The sequence below is a fragment of the Agromyces kandeliae genome (assembly GCF_009674665.1).
GTDB lineage: Bacteria > Actinomycetota > Actinomycetes > Actinomycetales > Microbacteriaceae > Agromyces > Agromyces kandeliae.
The window spans coordinates 246,548-268,104 of the sequence record NZ_WKJD01000021.1; the positions used below are offsets into that span (position 1 = coordinate 246,548).

General features: G+C 73.9%; 18 protein-coding genes. 11 read left to right on the forward strand and 7 right to left on the reverse strand.

All coding sequences use genetic code 11. From position 1 onward, the window contains the following. Positions 1-30: 30 nt before the first annotated feature. The gene (locus GJR97_RS16890) at positions 31-1,251 is read left to right on the forward strand and encodes a phosphotransferase (RefSeq protein WP_154347919.1); all 1,221 of its coding nucleotides are present in this window, start codon (positions 31-33) and stop codon (positions 1,249-1,251) included. Positions 1,252-1,321: 70 nt separating this feature from the next. Here GJR97_RS16890 and GJR97_RS16895 read toward each other — a convergent pair whose 3' ends face one another. Both GJR97_RS16895 and GJR97_RS16900 read right to left on the reverse strand, forming a co-directional pair. After that, positions 1,322-4,687, reverse strand: coding sequence for an ATP-dependent DNA helicase (locus GJR97_RS16895; RefSeq protein ID WP_324613634.1), 3,366 nt, complete (start codon positions 4,685-4,687; stop codon positions 1,322-1,324). Continuing rightward, positions 4,684-7,788, reverse strand: coding sequence for a UrvD/REP family ATP-dependent DNA helicase (locus GJR97_RS16900; RefSeq protein WP_154347920.1), 3,105 nt, complete (start codon positions 7,786-7,788; stop codon positions 4,684-4,686). Before GJR97_RS16900 ends, GJR97_RS16895 begins: the two co-directional genes overlap by 4 nt. 93 nt (positions 7,789-7,881) lie before the next feature. Between GJR97_RS16900 and GJR97_RS16905 the strand changes: the two genes are divergently transcribed. After that, on the forward strand, positions 7,882-8,106 hold the full coding sequence (locus GJR97_RS16905) for a DUF3107 domain-containing protein (RefSeq protein WP_129235487.1): 225 nt from the start codon (positions 7,882-7,884) through the stop codon (positions 8,104-8,106). Further along, the gene (locus GJR97_RS16910) at positions 8,106-8,411 is read left to right on the forward strand and encodes a hypothetical protein (protein WP_154347922.1); all 306 of its coding nucleotides are present in this window, start codon (positions 8,106-8,108) and stop codon (positions 8,409-8,411) included. The genes GJR97_RS16905 and GJR97_RS16910 overlap by 1 nt, the downstream gene beginning before the upstream one ends. Positions 8,412-8,466: 55 nt before the next feature. Here the strand turns inward: GJR97_RS16910 and GJR97_RS16915 are convergent, their stop codons facing one another. Further along, positions 8,467-9,132 carry a ferritin-like fold-containing protein gene (locus tag GJR97_RS16915; RefSeq protein ID WP_154347923.1) on the reverse strand — a complete coding sequence of 222 codons (666 nt, stop codon included), beginning with the start codon at positions 9,130-9,132 and terminating at the stop codon, positions 8,467-8,469. A 180-nt stretch (positions 9,133-9,312) separates the two neighbouring features. Here GJR97_RS16915 and GJR97_RS16920 point away from each other — a divergent pair, with 180 nt between their 5' ends. After that, positions 9,313-10,824, forward strand: a complete 1,512-nt coding sequence (locus GJR97_RS16920; protein WP_195760753.1) for a DEAD/DEAH box helicase — start codon at positions 9,313-9,315, stop codon at positions 10,822-10,824. 98 nt (positions 10,825-10,922) lie between these two features. On the opposite strand, the gene GJR97_RS16925 is transcribed toward GJR97_RS16920, so the two are convergent. Next, the gene (locus GJR97_RS16925; RefSeq protein ID WP_154347925.1) at positions 10,923-11,789 is read right to left on the reverse strand and encodes a PHP domain-containing protein; all 867 of its coding nucleotides are present in this window, start codon (positions 11,787-11,789) and stop codon (positions 10,923-10,925) included. 105 nt (positions 11,790-11,894) lie between these two features. Between GJR97_RS16925 and GJR97_RS16930 the strand changes: the two genes are divergently transcribed. Together GJR97_RS16930 and GJR97_RS16935 are read left to right on the forward strand one after the other, a co-directional pair. Continuing rightward, on the forward strand, positions 11,895-12,917 hold the full coding sequence (locus GJR97_RS16930; protein ID WP_154347926.1) for an endonuclease/exonuclease/phosphatase family protein: 1,023 nt from the start codon (positions 11,895-11,897) through the stop codon (positions 12,915-12,917). A 47-nt stretch (positions 12,918-12,964) separates the two neighbouring features. Next, positions 12,965-14,542, forward strand: a complete 1,578-nt coding sequence (locus tag GJR97_RS16935; RefSeq protein ID WP_229276356.1) for an aminopeptidase P family protein — start codon at positions 12,965-12,967, stop codon at positions 14,540-14,542. A 22-nt stretch (positions 14,543-14,564) separates the two neighbouring features. Here GJR97_RS16935 and GJR97_RS16940 read toward each other — a convergent pair whose 3' ends face one another. Further along, complete coding sequence (locus GJR97_RS16940; protein WP_154347928.1) at positions 14,565-14,936, reverse strand: TIGR02611 family protein; 372 nt, start codon at positions 14,934-14,936, stop codon at positions 14,565-14,567. A 70-nt stretch (positions 14,937-15,006) separates the two neighbouring features. Then, positions 15,007-15,693 carry a general stress protein gene (locus tag GJR97_RS16945; RefSeq protein WP_324613635.1) on the reverse strand — a complete coding sequence of 229 codons (687 nt, stop codon included), beginning with the start codon at positions 15,691-15,693 and terminating at the stop codon, positions 15,007-15,009. Between the two features lie 67 nt (positions 15,694-15,760). On the opposite strand from GJR97_RS16945, the gene GJR97_RS16950 reads away from it, so the two are divergent. Genes GJR97_RS16950 through GJR97_RS16970 form a run of 5 tightly spaced genes read left to right on the forward strand, consistent with a single transcriptional unit; the run spans position 15,761 to position 20,700 of the window. Then, positions 15,761-17,095 carry a magnesium transporter MgtE N-terminal domain-containing protein gene (locus GJR97_RS16950; RefSeq protein ID WP_324613636.1) on the forward strand — a complete coding sequence of 445 codons (1,335 nt, stop codon included), beginning with the start codon at positions 15,761-15,763 and terminating at the stop codon, positions 17,093-17,095. Beyond that, positions 17,082-17,609, forward strand: coding sequence for a DUF1003 domain-containing protein (locus GJR97_RS16955; RefSeq protein WP_154347930.1), 528 nt, complete (start codon positions 17,082-17,084; stop codon positions 17,607-17,609). Before GJR97_RS16950 ends, GJR97_RS16955 begins: the two co-directional genes overlap by 14 nt. Further along, on the forward strand, positions 17,596-18,771 hold the full coding sequence (locus GJR97_RS16960) for an Mrp/NBP35 family ATP-binding protein (RefSeq protein ID WP_154347931.1): 1,176 nt from the start codon (positions 17,596-17,598) through the stop codon (positions 18,769-18,771). The genes GJR97_RS16955 and GJR97_RS16960 overlap by 14 nt, the downstream gene beginning before the upstream one ends. Before the next feature lie 47 nt (positions 18,772-18,818). After that, positions 18,819-19,670, forward strand: a complete 852-nt coding sequence (locus GJR97_RS16965) for a hypothetical protein (RefSeq protein WP_154347932.1) — start codon at positions 18,819-18,821, stop codon at positions 19,668-19,670. A 19-nt stretch (positions 19,671-19,689) separates the two neighbouring features. Then, the gene (locus GJR97_RS16970; protein ID WP_154347933.1) at positions 19,690-20,700 is read left to right on the forward strand and encodes a tocopherol cyclase family protein; all 1,011 of its coding nucleotides are present in this window, start codon (positions 19,690-19,692) and stop codon (positions 20,698-20,700) included. A gap of 24 nt (positions 20,701-20,724) precedes the next feature. On the opposite strand, the gene GJR97_RS16975 is transcribed toward GJR97_RS16970, so the two are convergent. After that, positions 20,725-21,492 (reverse strand): redoxin domain-containing protein, encoded by a 768-nt coding sequence (locus tag GJR97_RS16975; RefSeq protein ID WP_154347934.1) that lies wholly within the window; start codon positions 21,490-21,492, stop codon positions 20,725-20,727. Positions 21,493-21,557: the final 65 nt, after the last annotated feature.

Sequence of the window (21,557 nt, forward strand, 5' to 3'; positions counted from 1 at the left end):
AGGACGGATGACCTGCTTAGGCTGTGTGCCATGGCCAGACCCCCACTCACTCTAGCCGCGTTGGCCACGGCCGCGGTGGCCGGACTCGAGGTGCGGGCGGCCCGGGCGCACTCCCGCGGAGCGGGTGGCGCGTTCGATGCCGTCGAGCTCCACGCCACCGACGGACGGCACCTGCTGATCCGCGCGCCGCGGTCGCAGACGGCCGAGTCCGAGCAGTCGTCCGACCTCGTCGCGCTGCGCGCGCTCACGCCGGGCATCCGCTCGCGTCTGCCGTTCGCGGTGCCGCAGTTCGTCGGGCAGGCGCCGATCGGCCCGACCCGTGCGGTCGTGACCGAGTTCATCCCCGGCGCCGGGCGCACCGCCGACGAGCTGACGGGGTCCCCCGAACTCGCCGCCGACGTGGGGCGTGCGATCGCCGCCATCCACGCACTGCCGTCGGGCTTCGTCGGCGATGCGGGACTTCCCCGGCGGTCGGCGAACGAGGCACGCGAGGCCGCCGTCGCGATCATCGACCGCGCATCCGACACGGGCCGACTGCCGGCGGCGCTGGTCCGCCGGTGGGAGGAGGCGACCGACGACGACACCCTGTGGCGGTTCGCGCCGACCGTCGTCAACGGCCAGCTCGGCGCCGACTCGTTCCTCGTCGAGGGCGACCGGGTCACCGGCGTGATCGGCTGGTCCGGGCTCGGCCACGATGACCCGGCGCACGACCTGCACTGGGTGCTCACCTCGACCGGCGCATCGGCCGAGCGGACCCTGGGTGCGTACCTCGAGGCGCGCGCGGGCGGCGCAGATGCGGAGCTCGCTCGCCGGGCGCTCCTCTACGGCGAACTCGAACTGGCGCGGTGGCTCCTGCACGGCGTCGACACGCACGACGACGAGGTGATCGAGGATGCGGTCGGGCTCCTCGACGGGCTGGTGGCGAGCGTGCACGACCACTCGTCCGAGTCGCTGACGACCGACACCGGGCCGGTGCTCGCCGTCGCGGACGTCGAGCGGATGCTCGACGAGACGCCCCGGGAGGGGCTCCCGCGCGAGTCGGGCGCCACGATGCTCACCGACAGCTACGACGTGTCCGAGCTGCGTCGGCACCTGACGGAGGGCGACGATGCCGAGGACGCCGAGCGCGACCTCGGCCTGACGGCGCCCATCCCGCTCGACCTCAGCGACTGGGGCGATGCGGCGCCCGAGACCACGGAGTCCGCGTCGGACCCGGCGGGCGGGACCACGACTCGCGACCGCTCCGCGTAGCGACCGGCGCGACGACCTGCTCCAGCGGGCGGTGCGGACGCACGCCTCGATCCGGATGCCGGCAGCTGGATCAACGCCGGGAGATCGCCGTCCGCACCTCTTCCGGGACCGCGGACGTCTCGCCGGGCGCCGATCGCGAACCGCCGGGTTCGACTCCGGATCGCGCGGCCACCCCTGACCAGGCCCTCCGCAGCGCGGCCTCGTCGTACAGCTCGTCGGGACGCAGCACCAGGTCGTCCTCCACGTAGTAGAAGACGGCGTCGATCTCCTCCGGGCGCAGCCCCGACCAGCGCGCGTACGCGAGCCGGTACAGCGCGAGCTGGGTCTGCCGGAGCTCGAGCTCGCGCGCGTCGCGCGGCGCGGCGCCCGTCTTCCAGTCGACCACCTGCGCACGGACGCCCGTGCGACCGAGCTCGGACTCGGGCTCGACGTCGTACACCGCGTCGAGCTTGCAGACGAACACCTGCTCGTCGAGTGGCAGGTGCAGTTCGAGTTCGACGGCGACCGGCCTGCGGTCTCCCCACTCGGAGGCGGCGAAGGTCGCGCGAAGCCGCTCGAGGCGGGCGTCGACCGGATCGACCAGGACCTCGTCGGATGCCGTCGCGTCGTCGAACGCGAAGTCGAGCGCGTCGAGGTCGGTCGTCACTGCCCCCGCAGCCGCGCCACCTGGCCCGGGTGCCGGGGCCGAGGGACGTGCGGTCGTCCCGCCGGAACGCTCCTCGACCCAGGCGTGGAACAGCGTGCCGATCCGCGTGGCCCGATACGGACGCTGCGGCATCGGCCTCGCGAGTTCGGCCGCGACGGCGTCGGGGTCGTCGACGTAGTCCTTGAAGCGCGACGCGGGCACGCGCGTGGGGACTCCGGCCCCGCCTCGCGCCTCGCTCCGACGGCGACGTTCCTCCAGCAGCATCCTCAGCTCGTCGGCGAGCGCCGGACCGATCCCGGCGCCCGTCGGCAGGGCCGCCGCCTCGCGCACGGCGTCGGCGGCGCGCACGACGGCCGGTCGGCGGGCGCCCAGCGGATCGAGCGGCCAGCTCACGCGGGCCGCCTCGGATGATCGCGGGTTCTCCGGCTCGGTCGGGGTCGACGGCAGCGCCGCGGCATCCACGACGTCGGCCATGACGAGCTCGCGCAGGAACGGACTCGGCGACCGCGGGGCGCGCTGCGTCGCCCACCACGACCCGGAGAGCAGCAGCTCCGTTCGTGCCCGCGTGAGGCCGACGTAGGCGAGCCGGCGCTCCTCCTCGGCGTGCCGTTCCCGGTTCTCCTCGGCGTAGGCCTTCACGGCCTCGTCGAACTCGGCTTGGCTCTGCACGCCCCGCCACGCCAGCTGCGGGATCTCGTCGGCGTCGCCGCGGAACTCGTCGGGCAACGTGCCGAACGAGAGCCAGCCCCGGTTGCTGCGCGGCTTCGACGGGAGTTCGTCGTCGACCATGCGCGGAATGGCGACGACGTCCCACTCGAGTCCCTTCGACCCGTGGATCGAGAGCACCTGCACGGCCCCCGGCTCCGGCTCGTCCTGGCGGGGGCTCAGGCGGTCGCGCTGCTCGGCCTCGGTCAGCCACCCGAGGAACGCGCCCAGCGTCGGGTGCTCGGCGGAGTCGACGAAGCTCGTCACGAGGTCGTCGAACGACTCGAGGCTCGCCGCGCCGAGCGGCTGGGCCGGGTTCGCGGCCACCTCGATGTCGAGCAGGAGCTCCTGCTGCACCAGGGTCACGAAGTCGACGAGCCCGAGTCCGGCGCGGCGTCGGAGCGCCTGCAGTTGGGCGCCCGCGCGGCGCATGCGCGCGAGGCCCTCCTCGCTGAACCGAGCGAGCGCACGATGGTCGTCGGGCGCGGTGAGCACGAAGTCGAGCGCGTCGACGATCGACGGCGACTCGTCGGGGGCGATCGACCCGCGGATGCCCCGGCGCACCTCGTCGGCGAGGCGCCGCGTCGAGAGGTCCCGGTCGGCCAGCCACTTCCCGAGCGCCCCGAGCGCGGCGAGGTCGGCGGGGCCGACGCGCCACCGCGCGCCGCCGAGGAGGCGCAGGAGCTCCGAACCGGCGGTCGGATCGTGCACCACGCGCAGTGCGCACACGAGGTCGGCGATCACCGGCTGGTCGAGCAGACCGGCGACCCCGAGCACGTGCACGGGGACCCCGCGCTCGCGGAGCGCCGACGCGAAGAGGTCGACGTGGGCGAAGGTGCGGCAGAGCAGTGCGCCCGTGCGCCCGGCCGGGCGCATCCGGTCCGCGAGCCAGTCGGCGACTGCCGCGGCCTCCTCGTCGATGGTCTCCGACCACGAGACGTCCAGCCGCCCCGTGCCGGCGGACGGCGACGGCCGGAGCGACGCCTTCGGGATCCCGCCGTCGAGCGGGGCGATGATGACGTTGGCCGCGTCGAGCACGATCACCGGATTGCGCCAGCTCGTCGACAGGTCGTAGGCGACCGCCTCGCCCGACTCGGAGAAGTCGCGGCCGAAGCGCGCCAGGTTCGCGGCACTCGCCCCGCGCCATCCGTAGATCGACTGGTCGGGATCGCCCACGGCCATCACGGCGTGGTCGCGGAACAGCGTCGAGAGCAGGCGCGTCTGCACGACGCTCGTGTCCTGGTACTCGTCGAGGAGCACCGTCGCGTACCGCTCTCGATGCTCGATGACGACCTCGGGATGCGCCGTGCAGATCTGCAGCGCGAGCGCGACCTGGTCGGAGAACTCGACGACGCCCCGCCGCTGCTTCTCGGCCGCGTAGGCGTCGGCGAGTTCGAGCAGCGGCCCCAGCGCCTCGACGACCCCGAGCGCCGAGGTGAAGCTGTCGAACGGGGTCCGCTTGCGGGGCGCCTCGATGGGCAGGTCGTGCATCGCGAGGAACTCGCGCGCGAACGCGCGCACGTCGCGGCTGTCGGTGACGTTCTCGGCGAGCGCACGGCTGAGGGAGAGCACGGCACCCGTCACGCGGTCGAGCGACGCGTCGAGCTCGACCAGTCGCGGGTCGGCCGACGCCGAGACGATGCCGCGCGCGAGCTGCCACGCGGCCGCCTCGCCGAGGATCGACGCGTCGGGCTCGCGCCCGATCCGCAGCGCGTGCTCGCGGTAGATGGCTCCCGCGAACGCGTTGTACGTGAACACCGCCGCCGACTCGAGCGGATCGAGCCGCACGTCGGCGATCCCCTCCGCGACGAGTTGCGCCACGCGCTCGCGCACGCGCTCGGCGAGCTCGCCCGCCGCCTTCCTGGTGAAGGTCAGGCCGAGGACCTCGGGCACGTCGACGGCGCCGTTGGCGAGCAGCCAGACCACGCGGTTGGCCATGGTCTCGGTCTTGCCGCTGCCGGCCCCCGCGACCACGATGCTCCGGCCGCGCGGGTCGGCCTCGATGACGGCGCGCTGCTCGGGCGTCGGGGCGTGCAGGCCGAGGCGGGCGGCGATCTCGTCGGCGCCGATCCGGACCGCGCTCACGCGCACACCGCCGGGACGAGGTGGACCCGGTACTGCCAGTCGCCGAACCGCGAGCCGTGGGCGAACTCGGCCGGCGAGTCGAACCGGGCTCCCGCCATGAGGCGGGCGACCTCGTCGAGTCGCTCTCGGAACGCGGCCTCGGCGGCGTCGTCGAACGGCTGCTGGGCGCGCTCGGTGTAGAGCCGCCCGCCGACGGGTCGCGCGACGTACACGAGCTTCGCCCCGCCGAGGCGCCCCTCGTTGGGCAACGCGCCCGCGCGAGCGGCGAGCTGGTAGGCGGCGAGCTGCGGGTGTTCGGCCGTCTTCGCGGCGGTGGGCGGGGTCCGCCCGGTCTTCAGGTCGACGATCACGGTCGTGCCGTCGGGCGACGCCTCGACGCGGTCGATCGTGCCGGTGATGCGCACGCGCCCGCTGACGAGCGTGAATCGCCCCTCGGCGCCGAGCACCACGACCCCGTCGTCCTCCGCGTTGCGGAGGTAGTCGGCGGCGCCCTCGGTCATCCTGCGCGCGCCGCGCCGCTCGCGCTCGGCGACCCATCCGGCCTCGAACCGGAGGTCGCGCCAGCGGCGCTCGACCGACGCCCAGAGCGTCTCGACGTCGATGTCGCCCGCCTGTTGCGCCGCCTCCTCGACGACCGCGTGCACGATGGTGCCGATCGACGCGGCGAGTCCGGACGGCGGCTGGGCGACGTGGTCGACGAACCAGCCGAGCGGGCTCTCCTCGACGCGGTCGATCTGCGACGGGGAGACGGGGACGAAGGCCTCGGGGTCGCCGTCGAGGTCGACGAGCGGTGCCGTCGTGGTCGGTTCGGCCAGGCCGTACCACTCGTCGGGATGCGCGCCCGGCACGCCCTGCTCGGCGAGCATCGCGATCGCCGAGGCGGCCTCCCGGTCGCCCGCACCCGCGTCGCGCCGGAGCGCGCCGACCATGCCGCGCAGGTGCAGCGGGCGCCTGCGGCGGGCGGGGAGGCGGACGGGCGCGAGGCCCATCAGGACCGAGGGCTGCTCGTCGTCGTTCGACGTGCACGACAGGACGACCTGGCGCGCCGCCCGGGACGCCGCGAGCGCGAACAGCCGCAGTTCGTCGGCGCGCACCGCGGCGCGGGCGGATGCCGGGGTCTCCTCGTCGCGGAGCGGATCCCCGGCACGCGCGGTCGCGACCGCTCGCGGGAGCGCGCCGGCGTGCAGGAGGGTGCCGCGCGGGCGGAGGTTCGGCCACACGCCCTCCTGGAGCCCGGCGACGACGACCACGTCGAACTCGCGACCGATGAGCGCGGGCGGGGTCGCCAGCACGACGGACTCCGCCCCGCGCTCAGGGGCGAGCGAGTCCTCGGGGAGCGCGTTCTGGAGCACCTCGTCGACGAATCGCCGTGCGGGGGCGCCGGGCTCGCGCTCCACGAACCGCCTTGCGGCGGCGAACAACGCGACGACCGCGTCGAGCGATCGGTTCGCCTCGTCGGCGAGGACCCCCGATCCGGCGGCCTGGCCCGCCCACTCGGCCTCGAGCCCGCTGTCGTGCCAGAGCAGCCACAGCAGTTCCTCGACCGTCGCTCCGCGCGCGGCCGCCCGTCGTGCCGAGTCGAGCAGTCGCGCGAGGCGCGAGGCACGGCGCCCCGACGGCGCATCGATCGTCGCGAACCCGCCCGCCGCGCCGAGTGCCTCGACGAGCAGTTCGTCGGCGCTGCGCGCGCCGCCCGTGGCGAGTTCCTCATGGCGGAGGGCGAGCCGGAGGCGGCGCAACCCCACGCGGTCGAGCCGACCGAGCGGCCCGGTCAGCAGCGTGGTCGCGGTCTCGGGGTCGAGCGGATGCAGGTCGAGCACGATGGTCGCAGCCGCGATGAGCGCGGCAGAGCCCGGAGCGTCGCGGAGCGCGGTACGCGCGACGCCGCCGGACACCGGGACCTCGGCCGCCGCGAGCGCCCTGGCGAGCGCGGGCAGCTCGGAACCGGACCGCGCCACGATCGCCATCGACGACCAGGCGATGCCATCGAGCAGGTGCCGCTCGCGGAGCAGGCCGGCGATCTGCGCTCCCTCGGCGCCGGGCGACGACGCCTCGATGCCGAGGATCGGGTCGAGCGGGTCGTCGTCGCCCGGCCGAGCGACCGCGGCCGACCGGTGCAGCCCGCCGAGCGCCGCTCCGATGTGCGCGGTGACCTGGCCGAGCAGCTCGCGATGCGCGGGCCGGCCGCGATGCACGACCGGCAGTTCCAGGCGCCGGACCCGAGCACCGCCGAGCACCTGGCCGAGGGAGCCGAGCAGGTCGGCGCGGCCGCCGCGGAACCCGTTGCTCGCCACGTCCGGATCGCCGAGGGCGACGACCTCGACGCCGCGCGCGGCGAACGCGGCGAGCAGCGCCGCCGTGGCCTCGGTGGCCTCCTGCGCGTCGTCGACCACGAGGAGCTTCAGGCCGGCGAGCAGCCCGAGCGCGCGCTCGTCGTCGGGATCGTGCACGCTGCTCCGCACGATCGAGGCCGCGTAGGCGCCGAGCTCCGCCGAGTCGAACTGGGTCGGGCGCAACTGCTCCTTCACCTCGGCGTACTCGGCGAGGAACGCGGCGGCCGCGGTCCATTCGGGGCGCGCTGCGGCGTCGCCGAGTCGCGCGAGCTCGTCGGGCCCGACGCCCTGCTCGACGGCGCGCATCATGAGGTCGCGGAGCTCGGAGCGGAACCCGCGCAGCTCCCGGACGTCGGGCGAGAGCGCCTCGGGCCACTCGGGCCCGCCTCCGTCGACCGCCTGCGCCTCGAGCAGCTCGCCGATCACCTGGTCGTGCTCGGCTCCGGTGAGGAGCGTCACCGATCGCCCGCTGCGCGCGCGCACGAGGTCGTAGGCGACCGCGCTCGCGGTCCGAGCCAGCGCGCCCCTCGTGGTGCGGTCGAGCCGGAGCGCGATCGCGTCGCGCATCGCCGCCGCGGTGCGTCGGGTCGCCGAGAGCACGAGCACCTCGGCCGGGTCGAGCCCGAGCTCGACCCGGTGCGCGACGAGCTCGACCGCCAGGCGGGTCTTGCCCGAACCCGGAGCCCCGAAGACCGCCGCGTGGCCGCGCGCCGCGAGGGCCGGCACGAGGTCGACGACGGCGGGTGCGGTGGTCGCTTCGCGCTGCATGCGGCCCACGGTATCCGTGTCCGCCGACAGTGAACGGGTCCGGGCGCGACGCCCGCGTGTCGTAGGGTTCTGTCAACGACAGAAAGGCGCACCGTGGACCTTCGCATCGGCATCCAGAACTCCCCCCGCGAGCTCGGCTTCGAGACCTCGCTGACGGCGGCGGAGGTGGAGCAGGCCGTCTCGGCGGCGCTCAGCGGGCAGTCGCCCGTGCTGCGCCTGACCGACGCGAAGGGTGCGGTCTACGTGGTGCCCGCGGCGGCCCTCGCGTACGTCGAGATCGGCACCGAGGAGTCGCGCAAGATCGGCTTCGTCGGCTGATGGAGCTCCTCTTCATCACGCTCGGCGGCGCCATCCTCGGCCTCGCCGCGCGGTACGCGGTCCCCCGTCGCGAGTTCCACGGCGTCGTGCTCGTCCCGGCCGTCGGCGCCGCCGTCGCCGCGGTCGTGTGGGTCGCGCTGACCTGGCTCGGCATGGCGTGGGACGGCGGATGGATCTGGGTGATCTCGCTCGTGGCATCCGGTGCAGCGGCGGCGGGCGCCGCCTACCTCGTCGGCCGTCGCCGCGAGGAGGACGACGCGCGGACCTTCGCTCGCCTCGCTCGATTCGGCCTCGCCCGAGGCTGAGCCGAGTCGGGCCCAGGCGACGGCCGAGGCCGTCGCCGGACTCGTGGAGCGCGGGTCAGGCGGTCAGCCCGAGCGCGTCCATCCGCCGCGTGTGGGCCGCGATGAGCTCGGTGAAGACCGGCTCGACGTCGGGCCCGTGCTCGCCCGACCCGGCCGCGCGCACCGCGGAGCGCGCGATGAGCAGCGTGTCGCCGACGAGGCTCCGCCCCCAGAGGGCGAGCCGGTCGTCGAGCGTCGAGTCGGCGGCGATCGCCTCCTCGAGCTCGCGCTCGATGACCTCGGCCGATCGCGATTCGCCGAGGATCGCGCGCACGCGGGCGCGGAGCTCCTGCGGGAGCCCCTCCGCGAGTCGGATGAAGTAGTCGTCGAGCATCCCCGACGTGATGTGGATGCCGAGCAGCAGCTCGTACCAGTCCGCTCCCGAGGTGACCTGTCGGAACCGATCGGCGGCCGGCGCGAAGGGCGCCATGACCTCGGCGGGCTCCGCGTCGAGCCGGCGAAGCTCCGCGATGAGCTCGTGGTGCTTGCGCAGCGCCACGCCCGCGGCCGCGCTCAGGCCCTCCTTCGACGACAGGTCGGGCGCAGTGGCCACGGCCTTCGCGAGGCTCTCGAAGAACTCGAGCTGGAGGTACGCCGCCTGGCCGAGGAACGGGACGGGCTCGGGCGTGAACTCGGTGAAGTCGATTCGGGTGAGGTCGGTCGGCGCGACCCTCGGTCGCATCCTCGGGGTCTCCGGACGGGGACGGCGCGACATCGACCAATTGACCACGAGCACAGCATATCCGGGGCCTCTCAGACCGCTCCGATAGGCTGGGACCCGCCGCGGGCGATGGATCCGCGGCCGTGCGCCTGTCGATCGGAGCAGGGCGCACCCATTCCGCATCACGGACAGGCAGACATTTTGACCACGTTCACCGAACTCGGCATCGCGCCCGACATCGTCGAGGCCCTCGCCGGGAAGGGCATCATCGATGCCTTCCCCATCCAGGAGCAGACCATCCCCCTCGCCCTCACCGGGCAGGACATCATCGGCCAGGCGAAGACCGGCACGGGCAAGACCTTCGGCTTCGGCCTCCCCATCATCCAGCGGCTCGGCGACGACCCCGAGCACGGCGTCAAGGTCCTCGTCGTGGTCCCCACGCGCGAGCTGTGCGTGCAGGTGACCGAAGACCTCGAGCTGGCCACCTCGAACCGCCCGACCAAGGTCGTCTCGATCTACGGCGGCAAGGCGTACGAGGGCCAGATCGAGCAGCTCAAGGCGGGCGCGCAGATCGTGGTCGGCACCCCGGGCCGCCTCCTCGACCTGGCATCGCAGCGCCTGCTGTCGCTGAAGGACGTCACCGAGATGGTGCTCGACGAGGCCGACAAGATGCTCGACCTCGGCTTCCTCGCCGACATCGAGAAGCTCTTCGCGCAGACCCCGCCGACCCGTCACACGATGCTCTTCTCGGCGACCATGCCGGGACCGATCGTCGCTCTCGCCCGCCGCTTCATGACGCGCCCGATCCACATCCGCGCGAACGACCCCGACGAGGGCCTGACGCAGGCGAACATCAAGCACCTCGTGTACCGGGCGCACTCGCTCGACAAGGACGAGGTGATCTCGCGCATCCTCCAGGCCGAGGGACGCGGCAAGACCGTCATCTTCACGCGCACGAAGCGCGCGGCCGCCAAGCTCGTCGAGGAGCTCAACGACCGGGGGTTCAACGCGGCCGCCGTGCACGGCGACCTCAACCAGGACCAGCGCGAGCGCGCCATGGCGGCCTTCAAGGCCGGCAGGAAGGACGTCCTGATCGCCACGGACGTCGCGGCGCGCGGCATCGACGTCGACGACGTCACGCACGTGATCAACCACACCATCCCCGACGACGACAAGACGTACCTGCACCGCGCAGGACGCACCGGTCGCGCCGGCAAGACCGGCATCGCCGTGACGTTCGTCGACTGGGACGACCTGCACAAGTGGGCGCTCATCAACCGGGCGCTCGAGTTCGGCCAGCCCGAGCCGACCGAGACGTACTCGTCGAGCCCGCACCTCTTCACCGACCTCGACATCCCCGAAGGCACCAAGGGTCGCCTGAAGCCGGCCGCCCCGACCGCGGCGCCGTCGCGGTCGAGCACCGCGGGCCGACGCGAGGGCGACGGCCGGTCGGATGCCTCCGGCGAGCGCAGCTCGCGGTCGCGTCGCCGCACGCGGTCGGGCAAGCCGGTCGGCGAGGGCGCCGCGCCGTCCGATGGCGCCGCCGCCGAGTCGGACGCCCCGCAGGAGAAGGAGCCGGGTGCGGGCACGCACGACGGCAAGGGCAAGGAGCACCACGACGGCAACGCGGCCCCGCGTCGTCGCCGCCGCCGCCGCGGGGGCCGTTCCGGCGGCAGCGCGGCCGGCGCGCCCTCGACGGCGCCCACCGCCTGACGGACTCGGACCGCAGCACGCGCGGGAACGGGCCGGATGCCTCGCCACGGGGCATCCGGCCCGTTCTCATGTCCGCGGAGCGCCGCCTCGGGCGCACCTCACGGCAGGATCGGCGCGCTCCCCCGCCCCTCGGCGAGGATGCGCGCGACGATCTCGGGCGCGGTCGTGTACTGGCCGAGGCGGTTGACCTTGCCGCGACCGTGGTAGTCGCTCGAGCCGGTGATCGCCAGCCCGTGGCGACGTGCGAGCTCGCGCAGGCGCGGCTTCGCGGCATCCGTGTTCTCGGGGTGATCGATCTCGAGGCCGAACAGGCCCGCGTCGGTCAGGCGGCCGAGCCGGCGGTCGGGGACCACGTCCTCCGCACCGCGCGTGCCCGGGTGCGCCAGCACGGGCACGCCGCCCGCGGCGCGGATCAGGCGGATGCCGGTGAGCGGGTCGGGCGCGTAGTGCGGCTGCGCGTAGCCGGAGCGCCAGTGCAGGATGCCGGCGAAGGCGTCGGACCGCGTCGATGCGTGGCCGCGCGCGACGAGCGCGTCGGCGATGTGCGGTCGGCCGATCGTGGTGCCGTCGCTGGTCTGGGCGAGCACGTCGTCCCAGGTGAGGTCGTAGTCGGCGGCGATGCGTCGCACGATCGCCTCCGCCCGGGTGAGCCGCGAGTCGCGGATGCGCGCGGTCTCGGCGAGCAGCGCCGCGTCGGTCGGGTCGACGAGGTACCCGAGCACGTGGACGCTCGTGAACTGCTCGCGCGTCGACAGCTCCATCCCGGGGATGAGGGCGATGCCGTGCCGACGTGCCGCATCGGCCGCCTCCGCCCACCCCGCGGTCGAGTCGTGGTCGGTGATGGCGAGCGCACCGAGGCCGGCCGCCGATGCGGCGGCGACGAGCTCCGTCGGCGTGTCCGTGCCGTCGGAGACCGTGGTGTGCGCGTGCAGGTCCGCTGCGACGGCGAACGGGGCGTCGGCCATGCCCCCATCGTAGGCGCGCGTGGTCAGCAGGTTCCCCGCAGACTCCCAGCGGACCCCCTGTGGATGCTCCGCGCGGCGCGCGCGCACTCGCCTACGCTGGGGTGAATGCTCCCCCGCATCCTCGGCTGGGCGATCGCGCTCGGCACCACGGCCCTCGCTGCGGCGCTGCTGTGGCCGCAGGCGTTCGGGTTGCAGAACCAGTGGATCGCCGCGCACGTCGTCGCGCTGCGGGGCATCGCCGCAGCCGGCGCCGGACTCCTCGCCGCCGTGCTCGCGATCGCCTTGCTCCTCGGGCCCGGACGACGTCTGATGGGAGCGGTCCTCGCGATCCTCGTGCTGTTCGCCCTCGGCAACCTCGGCATCCTCGCGGTGCGCGGATTGAGCGGCGGCGACGTGATCGCCGGGGCCGACTCGGTCACCGTGCTCTCGTGGAACACGCTCGGCGAGGTCCCCGATGCGTCCACCATCGCCGGCCTCGCGCTCGAGCAGGAGGCCGACGTCGTCGTGCTGCCGGAGACGACCGAGTCGCTCGGCGAGGAGGTCGCGATCGCGATGCGCGAGGGCGGGCGGCCGATGTGGGTGCACACGCAGTCCTTCGACGAGGTCGCGAAGGCACGTTCGACGACCATCCTGATCTCCCCCGAACTCGGCGACTACGACGTCGTGAACGACCCGTGGCCGGGTCCGCCCGGCAACACGAACACGCTGCCGTCGGTCGTCGCCGAGCCGACGAACGGCGACGGCCCCAGGATCGTCGCCGTCCACGCGGTCGCGCCGATCCGGTGGGAGCTGCGCAACTGGCGGAGCGACCTCGACTGGCTGGCCGAGCAGTGCGCGGGCGACGACGTCATCATGGCGGGCGACTTCAACGCGACGGTCGACCACTTCGCCGGTCGGGGCGTCGACGGGGGCGACCTCGGCCGGTGCGCGGATGCCGCGACGGCGGGCGGCGCGGGCGGCATCGGCACCTGGCCGACGAGCCTGCCCGAGATCCTGGGGAGCCCCATCGACCACGTGCTCGCGACGCCCGGCTGGTCGGTCGACTCGTTCCGCGTGCTCGACGCGCTCGATGACGCGGGCAGCGATCATCGACCGATCGTCGCGACCCTCTCCCGGGCCGGCGGGTGATCCTCCGTCGACTGCGACGCCGACGCGGCGGTGCGAGAATGGAGACCATGACGAACACCGGCGACGCGACCGCGACGGCCCACGAGGCCCCCACCGACGAGACCACCGCTGAGGAGACCGGCCGGAACGCGAACCGTTCGACCACGCCGGGGTCCGAGGGCTTCAAGGAGTTCATCGGGGGCGGCTGGGCCGAGCGCGACGAGCGCCTGCCCGAGGCCCGCCCGCAGGCCGCGCACGCGGCCGCCCGTCGCGCGACCGTCTCGGCGGCGTTCCCCGGGCAGCGACTCGTGATCCCCGCGGGCGACATGAAGCAGCGTGCGAACGACACCGACTACCCGTTCCGGGCGCACTCCGCGTTCGCGCACCTGACGGGCTGGGGCTCGGACTCGGAGCCGGGCGCCGTGCTCGTCCTCGAACCCGCCGGCGATGCCGGCCACGAGGCGACCGTCTACTTCCGCGAGCGCGCCGGCCGCGACAGCGAGGAGTTCTACGCCAACCCCGCCATCGGCGAGTTCTGGATCGGACCACGCCCCTCGCTCGCGCACGTCGCCGCCGACCTCCAGCTCGGCACGCGCGGCATCGCCGACCTCGACGCGGTCGTGAACTCGGTCGACACCGCGACGCTGGTCGTCCGCGAGGCCGACGCCGCGATCACCGAGCGCATCGACCACGCCCGCCTTCGCTTCGCCGCCGAGGAGGCGCTGTCGACGAATGCGTCCGACGCGCCGTTCAGCCTCGAGGTGAATGCCGAGCACGAGCCCGACGCCGACTTCGCACGCGTGCTCTCCGAGCTCCGCCTCGTGAAGGACGACTTCGAGGTCGCCGAGCTCCGCGCCGCCGTCGACGCGACCGAGCGCGGCTTCGCCGAGGTGCTCGCCGAGCTGCCGCGCATCACGAGCGAGGTCCGCGGCGAGCGCGTCATCGAGGGCGTCTTCGCCACGCGCGCCCGCCTCGACGGCAACGACGTCGGCTACGCGTCGATCGCCGCGGCCGGCCCGCACGCGACCATCCTGCACTGGACCCGCAACGACGGCGCGGTCGTGCCGGGCGACCTGGTGCTGCTCGACGCGGGCGTCGAGATGGACAGTTACTACACGGCCGACATCACGCGCACGTTCCCGGTGAACGGCACCTTCTCGCCGGTGCAGCGCCGGGTCTACGACGCCGTGCTCGAGGCGGCGGATGCCGCGTTCCGCATCGTGCGACCCGGTGTCGTCTTCCGCGAGATCCACGCCGCCGCGATGGAGGTCATCGCGAAGCGCACCGCCGAGTGGGGCTTCCTCCCGGTCTCGGCCGAGGAGTCGCTGCAGCCCGAGAACCAGTTCCACCGCCGCTACATGGTGCACGGGACGAGCCACCACCTCGGCCTCGACGTGCACGACTGCGCCGCGGCCCGTCGGTCGATGTACATGGACGGCGTGCTCGAGCCGGGCATGGTCTTCACCATCGAGCCCGGCCTCTACTTCCAGGCCGACGACCTCACCGTTCCCGAGGAGTTCCGCGGGATCGGCGTGCGCATCGAGGACGACATCCTGGTGACGGCCGACGGCGCCGAGAACCTCTCGGCGGGCATCCCCCGCACGGCCGACGAGGTCGAGGCCTGGGTGCGCGGCGCCCAGCGCTGACCCGGCTCGGCGGAGGGCTCGTTCAGGCGGCGCGGGCGGCGCGGCGCGCCTTCCACCAGGCCCAGAAGCGGTCGAGCATGCGCTTGACCCACGCCGCCAGCCGGCGTGCCCACGCGAACTCGGTGCCGAGGATGGCGAGGCCGAGGAACACGACGAGCCAGCCGGGCCCCGGGAGCGGCACGAGCGCCAGGCCCGCGACCGCGATCACGCCGCCGAGCACGCCCACGCCGATCCGGTAGGCGAAGCGCAGGCGGGGGTGGCGGTCGATCCGGCGACGGATGCCGCGGAGCCACCGTCGCACGGGGCGGTCGGGCCGTTCGGCGGCGGCGATCTCGGCGCGCACCGCCTGCTCGAGCGGCGTCGTGCCGGTCTCGGGGCGGGTGGTGCTGCGCATGGTCGTCACGGTAGGCGGCGACGCTGGGAGTCGCCGGTGCGTCCGACGCACGCGGCCCGTCGTGCCGCGGCTACTCCTCGCCGCGCTCGGCGCGGCGGCGGGCGTCCTGCGCCTCGCCGTACGTGAGCGGGCGGGAGGGGTCGATCTCGCGGGTCTCGGACTCGGACCCGCTGCCGGTCGCCGACGGCTCGACCGGGGCGTCCGCCTCGGGCGCCGGGGCTGCCGGCGGGCGGGTGACCGTCGTCACCGGTGCGGGCGGCGCAGCGGCATCCGTCACGCCCAGGACCTGTCGTGCCCGGACGACGTGCGCGGGCTCCGCGATGATCGCGTAGCGGGTGGCGAGCACCTGCATGACCGAGGTGAAGTCGCGCCGTCGGCGGTTGATGGAGTACGACACGAGGCTGAAGATCATGCCGAACCCGGCGCCGATGAGCACCGCCGCGCCGAGGATGCCGAGCGAGGTGCCGGACGGCGAGAAGATGAAGAACAGCAGGCCGAGGAACGTGCCGAACCACGCCCCGGAGAGCGCGCCGGCGGCCGCCGTGCGACCCCAGCTCAGCGTGCCGGTGATGCGCTCCACGCTGGTGAGGTCGTGCCCCACGATCGCGAGCTCCTTGACCGGGAACTCGGCCTTCGCGAGTTGGTCGACCGCGGCCTGCGCCTCCTGGTAGGTCTCGTAGCTCGCGACCGTCTCGCCCTTCGGCAGGGTCGGGAAGGCGCGGCCGATGCGACCGCCGAACGGCGACTGGGTGCTCACGGTGCCATTCTTCCACGCGGCTCCGTCGCCCGGCCCGAACGGAGGTGCGCGGGGTAAGTTGGGGGGCGTGAGCGCCACGAGAGTCTTCGTCGCCCGACTCGCCGGGTGCGCCGTGTTCGACCCCGCGGGCGACCGGGTCGGGAAGGTGCGCGACGTCCTCGTCGTGTACCGCAAGGACGACCCGCCGCGCGTGGTCGGCCTCATCGTCGAGATCCCCGGCAAGCGCCGCGTCTTCGTCTCGATCGGGCGCGTGACCTCGATCGGCGGCGGCCAGATCATCACGACCGGGCTCATCAACCTGCGCCGGTTCGAGCAGCGCGGCGGCGAAGTCCGCGTCATCGCCGAGATGCTCGGCCGCAAGGTCGCGTTCAACGACGGCTCCGGCACGGCGAGCATCGAGGACGTCGCGATCGAGGAGCGCGAGCCCGGCGAGTGGGAGGTCGACCAGCTCTTCGTGCGCCGGCCGAAGACGAGCGCGTCGCCGTTCGCGAAGGGCCCGTCGGCCTACGTCACCTGGCGCGAGGTGCGTGAGACGACCGAGGCCGGCGAGGCGCAGTCGGCCGAGCAGCTCATCGCGACCTACTCCGAGCTGAAGCCGGCCGACCTCGCCAACACGCTGCTCGACCTGCCGCCGCAGCGGCGGCAGGAGGTCGCGGCAGAGCTCCCCGACGACCGCCTGGCCGACGTGCTGGAGGAGATGCCCGAGGTCGACCAGGTCGAGATCCTCGCGAAGCTCGGCGACGACCGCGCCGCCGACGTGCTCGACCACATGTCGCCCGACGACGCCGCCGACCTCATCGCGCAGCTGCCCGAGGAGCGCGGCGAGCACCTGCTCGAGCTCATGGAGCCCGAGGAGGCCGAGGATGTCCGGTTCCTCCTCTCCTACGGCCCCGACACCGCCGGCGGCCTCATGACGACCGAGCCGATCATCGTGTCGGCGGATGCCACGGTGGCCGAGGGCCTCGCCCTCATCCGCCGCCACGACCTCCCGCCCGCGCTCGGCGCGGCGGTGTGCGTCACGTTGCCGCCGTACGAGCCGCCGACCGGGCGGTTCCTCGGCATCGTGCACTTCCAGCGGATGCTGCGCTATCCGCCGCACGAACGGCTCGGCTCGCTCATCGACCAGGGGCTCGAGCCCGTGAAGGCCGAGACGTCGGCCGCCGAGGTCAGCCGCATCCTCGCGAGCTACGATCTCGTGTCGGTGCCCGTGGTCGACGAGAAGCATCGGCTGGTGGGCGTGGTCACGATCGACGACGTGCTCGACTACCTGCTCCCGGACGACTGGAGGAGTCACCCCGAGGACGAGTCGGAGGTGAGCAGACGCGCGACGGCCCGCGCACAGCTGGCCACCGGCAGCATCCCGATCGCACCCGGAAGGAGGGCAGGAGATGGCACGCGCTGACGCCGCCGACGACCGTCGGTTCGACACCCCGAAGGGCATCCGCCGATCCGCGCCGCCCCTGCGCCGTTCCGGCGATCGGGACCGCTTCGGCCGGTTCACCGAATGGGTCGCACGCAACATGGGCACCCCGTGGTTCCTGCTCGGCCTCACGCTCTTCGTCACGTTCTGGATCCTGTGGAACACGCTCGCGCCGCCCGCCTGGCGGTTCGACTCGGTCGAACTCGGCTTCATCGCGCTCACGCTCGTGCTCTCCCTCCAGGCGTCGTACGCCGCGCCCCTCATCCTGTTGGCGCAGAACCGCCAGGACGACCGCGACCGCGTCCAGATCGAGCAGGACCGCCAGCGAGCCGAACGCAACCTCGCCGACACCGAGTACCTCGCCCGCGAGGTCGTGGCGCTGCGGCTCGCGGTGCGCGACCTCGCGTCGAAGGAATTCATCCGGCAGGAGCTGCGGCAGGCGCTCGAGGAACTCGACCGGCGCGACGAGGAGGACGCAGCGAATGCCCCGTCCTGACGCGGGCGACGTCGAGCGCGCCGTCCACGCCGCACTCGAGGGCGTCATCGATCCGGAGATCCGGCGTCCGATCACCGAACTCGACATGGTCGAGCGGGTGACCGCGACCGATGCCGGCGTCGAGGTCGGCGTGCGACTGACGATCGTGGGGTGCCCGGCGTCCGACCGCATCGAGCAGGACGTGCGCGCCGCGGCCGAGCAGGTCGTCGGGACGGGCAACGCCGTCGTCGAGCTCGGCGTCATGACGCCCGCGCAGCGGGCCGCCCTCACCGAGCGCCTCCGCGGCGGCCGCGCCGCGCGCGGCAACCCGTTCGGGCCCGGCACGCTGACGCGCGTCATCGCCGTCACGAGCGGCAAGGGCGGCGTCGGCAAGTCGACGCTCACGGCGAACCTCGCCGTCGCGCTCGCGGCGCGCGGGCTCTCGGTGGGCCTCGTCGACGCGGACGTGCACGGCTTCTCGATCCCGGGCCTGCTCGGCCTGGTCGACGAGCACGGCACCGCAACCCGCCCGACGCGCGTCGACGACATGATCCTGCCGCCCGTCGCGTACGGCGTGAAGGTCATCTCCATCGGCATGTTCGTCGAGCCGACGGAGCCCGGCGGTCGCGGCTCCTCGGTCGCCGTGGCGTGGCGCGGCCCGATGCTGCACCGCACGCTCCAGCAGTTCCTCACCGACGTGTACTTCGGCGACCTCGACGTCCTGCTCGTCGACCTTCCCCCGGGCACGGGCGACGTCGCCATCTCGCTCGGCCAGCTGCTGCCGAACGCCGAGGTCGTGGTCGTGACGACCCCCCAGCCGGCCGCCGCCGACGTCGCCGAACGCTCGGGTCTCGTCGCACGCCAGACCGGTCAGCGCGTGGTCGGCGTGATCGAGAACATGGCGGGCCTCGCCCAGCCCGACGGGTCGCTCCTCGACCTGTTCGGGTCGGGCGGCGGCGACGAGGTCTCCCGCCGCCTCTCGGAGGGGGTCGACGAGCCCGTACCGCTCGTGGCCGCGGTGCCGCTCAGCGTCGCGCTCCGGCGCGGCGGCGACGAGGGCCGCCCCGTGGTGCTCGCCGAGCCCGACGACCCCGCGGCGCGCGCGATCGAGCAGGCCGCCGCCTTCCTCGCCGGGCGACCGCGCTCGCTGCCCGGCCGGCGGCTCGACGTGTCGGTGCGGTGAGACGGATGCCGCGTGCCGCCCGCTCCCCCGGAGGACCGGCGCGCGGCATGGCCGTCGGCCTCGCCGTCGGGGCCCTCGCGGCCGCGGCCATCACCGGGTGCGCCACGGGCCCTGCACCGGATGCCGGGCCGGACGCCGGCCTGCCCGAGGGGCTCTCGGTCATGGTCCAGCAGGGCCGACTCGACGTGCCGCAGGGCCGGCTCGTGCTCCATTTCGAGAACACGGGCGCCCCCGTCACGGTGTCCGCGGTCGCCGTCCGCTCCCCCGCCCTCGAACCGGGCATGCACCGCGACGAGCCGTTCGCCCTCGACCGGGGCGACGCCATCGACATCCGGCTCGACCTGACCGGAAGCGTGTGCGACGGCGACCCCGCCGCGATCGGCGTCGACGTCCGCGCGACGACCGCCGACGGCGACGAACGCGAGGGCACCCTCGAGCCCGACGACCCCTTCGGCACGATGGCGCGCATCGCCGACGCCGACTGCCTCGCCGAATCGGCCGCGGCCGTCGCGGCGATCGAACTGCCCGAACGGCTGCGGACGACGGGCGCGGGCGCCGAGCAGCGCGCGTGGATCGACGTGCGGGTCGCGCCCGTGGCATCCGGCGACGGCGCGCTCGCGATCGACGGCGTGGCGGCGACGACGCTCATCGGCAACGAGGACGGCCAGGACTGGCCGCTCGGCATCGAGGTCGCCGCGGGCGACGAGCCGGTCGACGTGTCGCTCGCCGTCCGGCCCGCGCGGTGCGACGCGCATGCCCTCGCGGACGACAAGCGCGGCACCATCCTGCCGTTCACGGTCGCGACCGACGACGGCCGCGAGGGCCGCCTCGAGATCGCGTCGGGCGCTGCGCTCAAGGCCGACCTGTACGCCTACTACGCCGAGCGCTGCGGCCTGTAGGCGCAGGTACGCTGGGCCCATGCGGACACCGGCCCAATGGCTGCGCGGGGTGCGCCACCCGGAGGCGTTCCACGGCCACGGGGTGCGGCGCGGGTTCTTCGAGGGCTGGTACGTCAAGCTCGTCTCCCCCGACCGGGCGGCCCGCTGGGCGGTCATCCCCGGCGTGTTCCGCGGGATCGGCGGCGACGCCGGCGACGATCGCGACGAGGCCTTCGTGCAGGTCCTCGACGGGCTCACCGGTCGCTCCTGGTACCACCGGTTCCCGGTCGAGGCGTTCACCGCATCGGCGCACGGGTTCGACGTCGAGGTCGGCCCCAACCGCTTCGACGCGCGCGGCGTCACGCTCGACCTGCCGCAACTGCGCGGGCGCATCGAGCACGCCGAGCCGCTCCGGCCGTGGCCGGTGACGCTCCGCGAGCCGGGGATCATGGGGTGGTACGGGCTCGTGCCGTTCATGGAGTGCTTCCACGGCATCGTCTCGTTCGGGCACGGGCTCCGCGGCACGCTCGAGGTGGAGGGCGCCGCGGTCTCGTTCGACGGCGGCCGCGGGTACATCGAGAAGGACTGGGGTCGGGCGTTCCCGTCGGGATACGTCTGGATGGCGAGCAATCACGTCGACCAGGCGGGCGGCGAGCATCCGGACGCCTCGCTCATCGCGTCCGTCGCGATCATCCCGTGGCTGGGCGGAAGCTTCCGGGGCTCCATCGCGGGTCTCCGGCATGGAGGGCGCCTGCACCGCTGGACGACCTACAACCGCTCGGAGGAGCGCCGCCTCGAGATCGACGACACCCACGTCCGCTGGACGCTCGACGGCCCGGACGGGCTGCTCGAGCTCGAGGCGGAGCGCGTGCGCGGCGGCCTGCTGCACGCCCCGATGCGCACCGCGATGCACGAGCGGGTCGAGGAGACGCTCGACGCCCGCATCACGCTCCGGCACGTCGCACCCGACGGGACGACGCTCCTCGACGGTGTCGCCGAGTGCGCCGGACTCGAGGTCTTCGGCGACACCGACCGGATGCTCGCGCTCTGAACGCGAAGATCGCCGGAGCCGGCGTCAGGCCGGCGCGAGCCGGGGCGACCGCAGCCATCGCAACGGCACCGGCCGATCGTCGACGCGCTTCGCCCGATGCGCCATGACGATGCGTCCGTCGCGGTCGACGACCAGGGAGGTGGGCATCGCGGTCGTCTCGCTCGTCCCGCCGAGGAAGGGCCTGGTGAACCACGGCCGACCGCGCGTGTCGTGGGCGCCGACGGCATCGAGCGTCGCGGCGTCGAGACCGCACAGGATGGTGATCCGCTCGCCGACCACCTCCTGCAGCGGCGCGGCCTCCTCGGCACCGTCGACGGAGGCGGCGTAGATCGTCAGGCCGGCCGCCGAGAGCTCGTCGTACGCGTCGAGCAGGTCGTGCATCTGCATCTTGCTCGTCGGGCACCACCAACCGCGGTAGAACACGAGCAGGGCCGGCGCACTGCCGACGATCTCCCGATCGTCGACGGGCCGGCCGTCCACGGTGGACAGGCGGAGCGGCGGGAAGAGGTCGCCGGGGCCGACCGCGAGCCGGCGCGAGCCCGGGATGCGGTTCTCGACGGTGGTGAGCACGAACCAGCCGATGGCGAACGCGACCGCGATGATCGCGACGACCGCCGGCCCACCGAGCACCCACCCCGCGATCGCCACGACGGCGCCGGTGGCGACCAGCACGTGGACCACCCAGAAGCGGTAGGTGAACCACTCGAAGAACATGTAGGGGACGAAGAACGCCACGATGGTCCCGACCACGGTGACGAGGCCGAGGATGACGAGGATGAGGCCGAGGGTCACGATCCGATCCCAACTGCTCCGGGGTCGCGGCGCGACCTGCGAGCGCACGCCCCCTCGACCCGAGG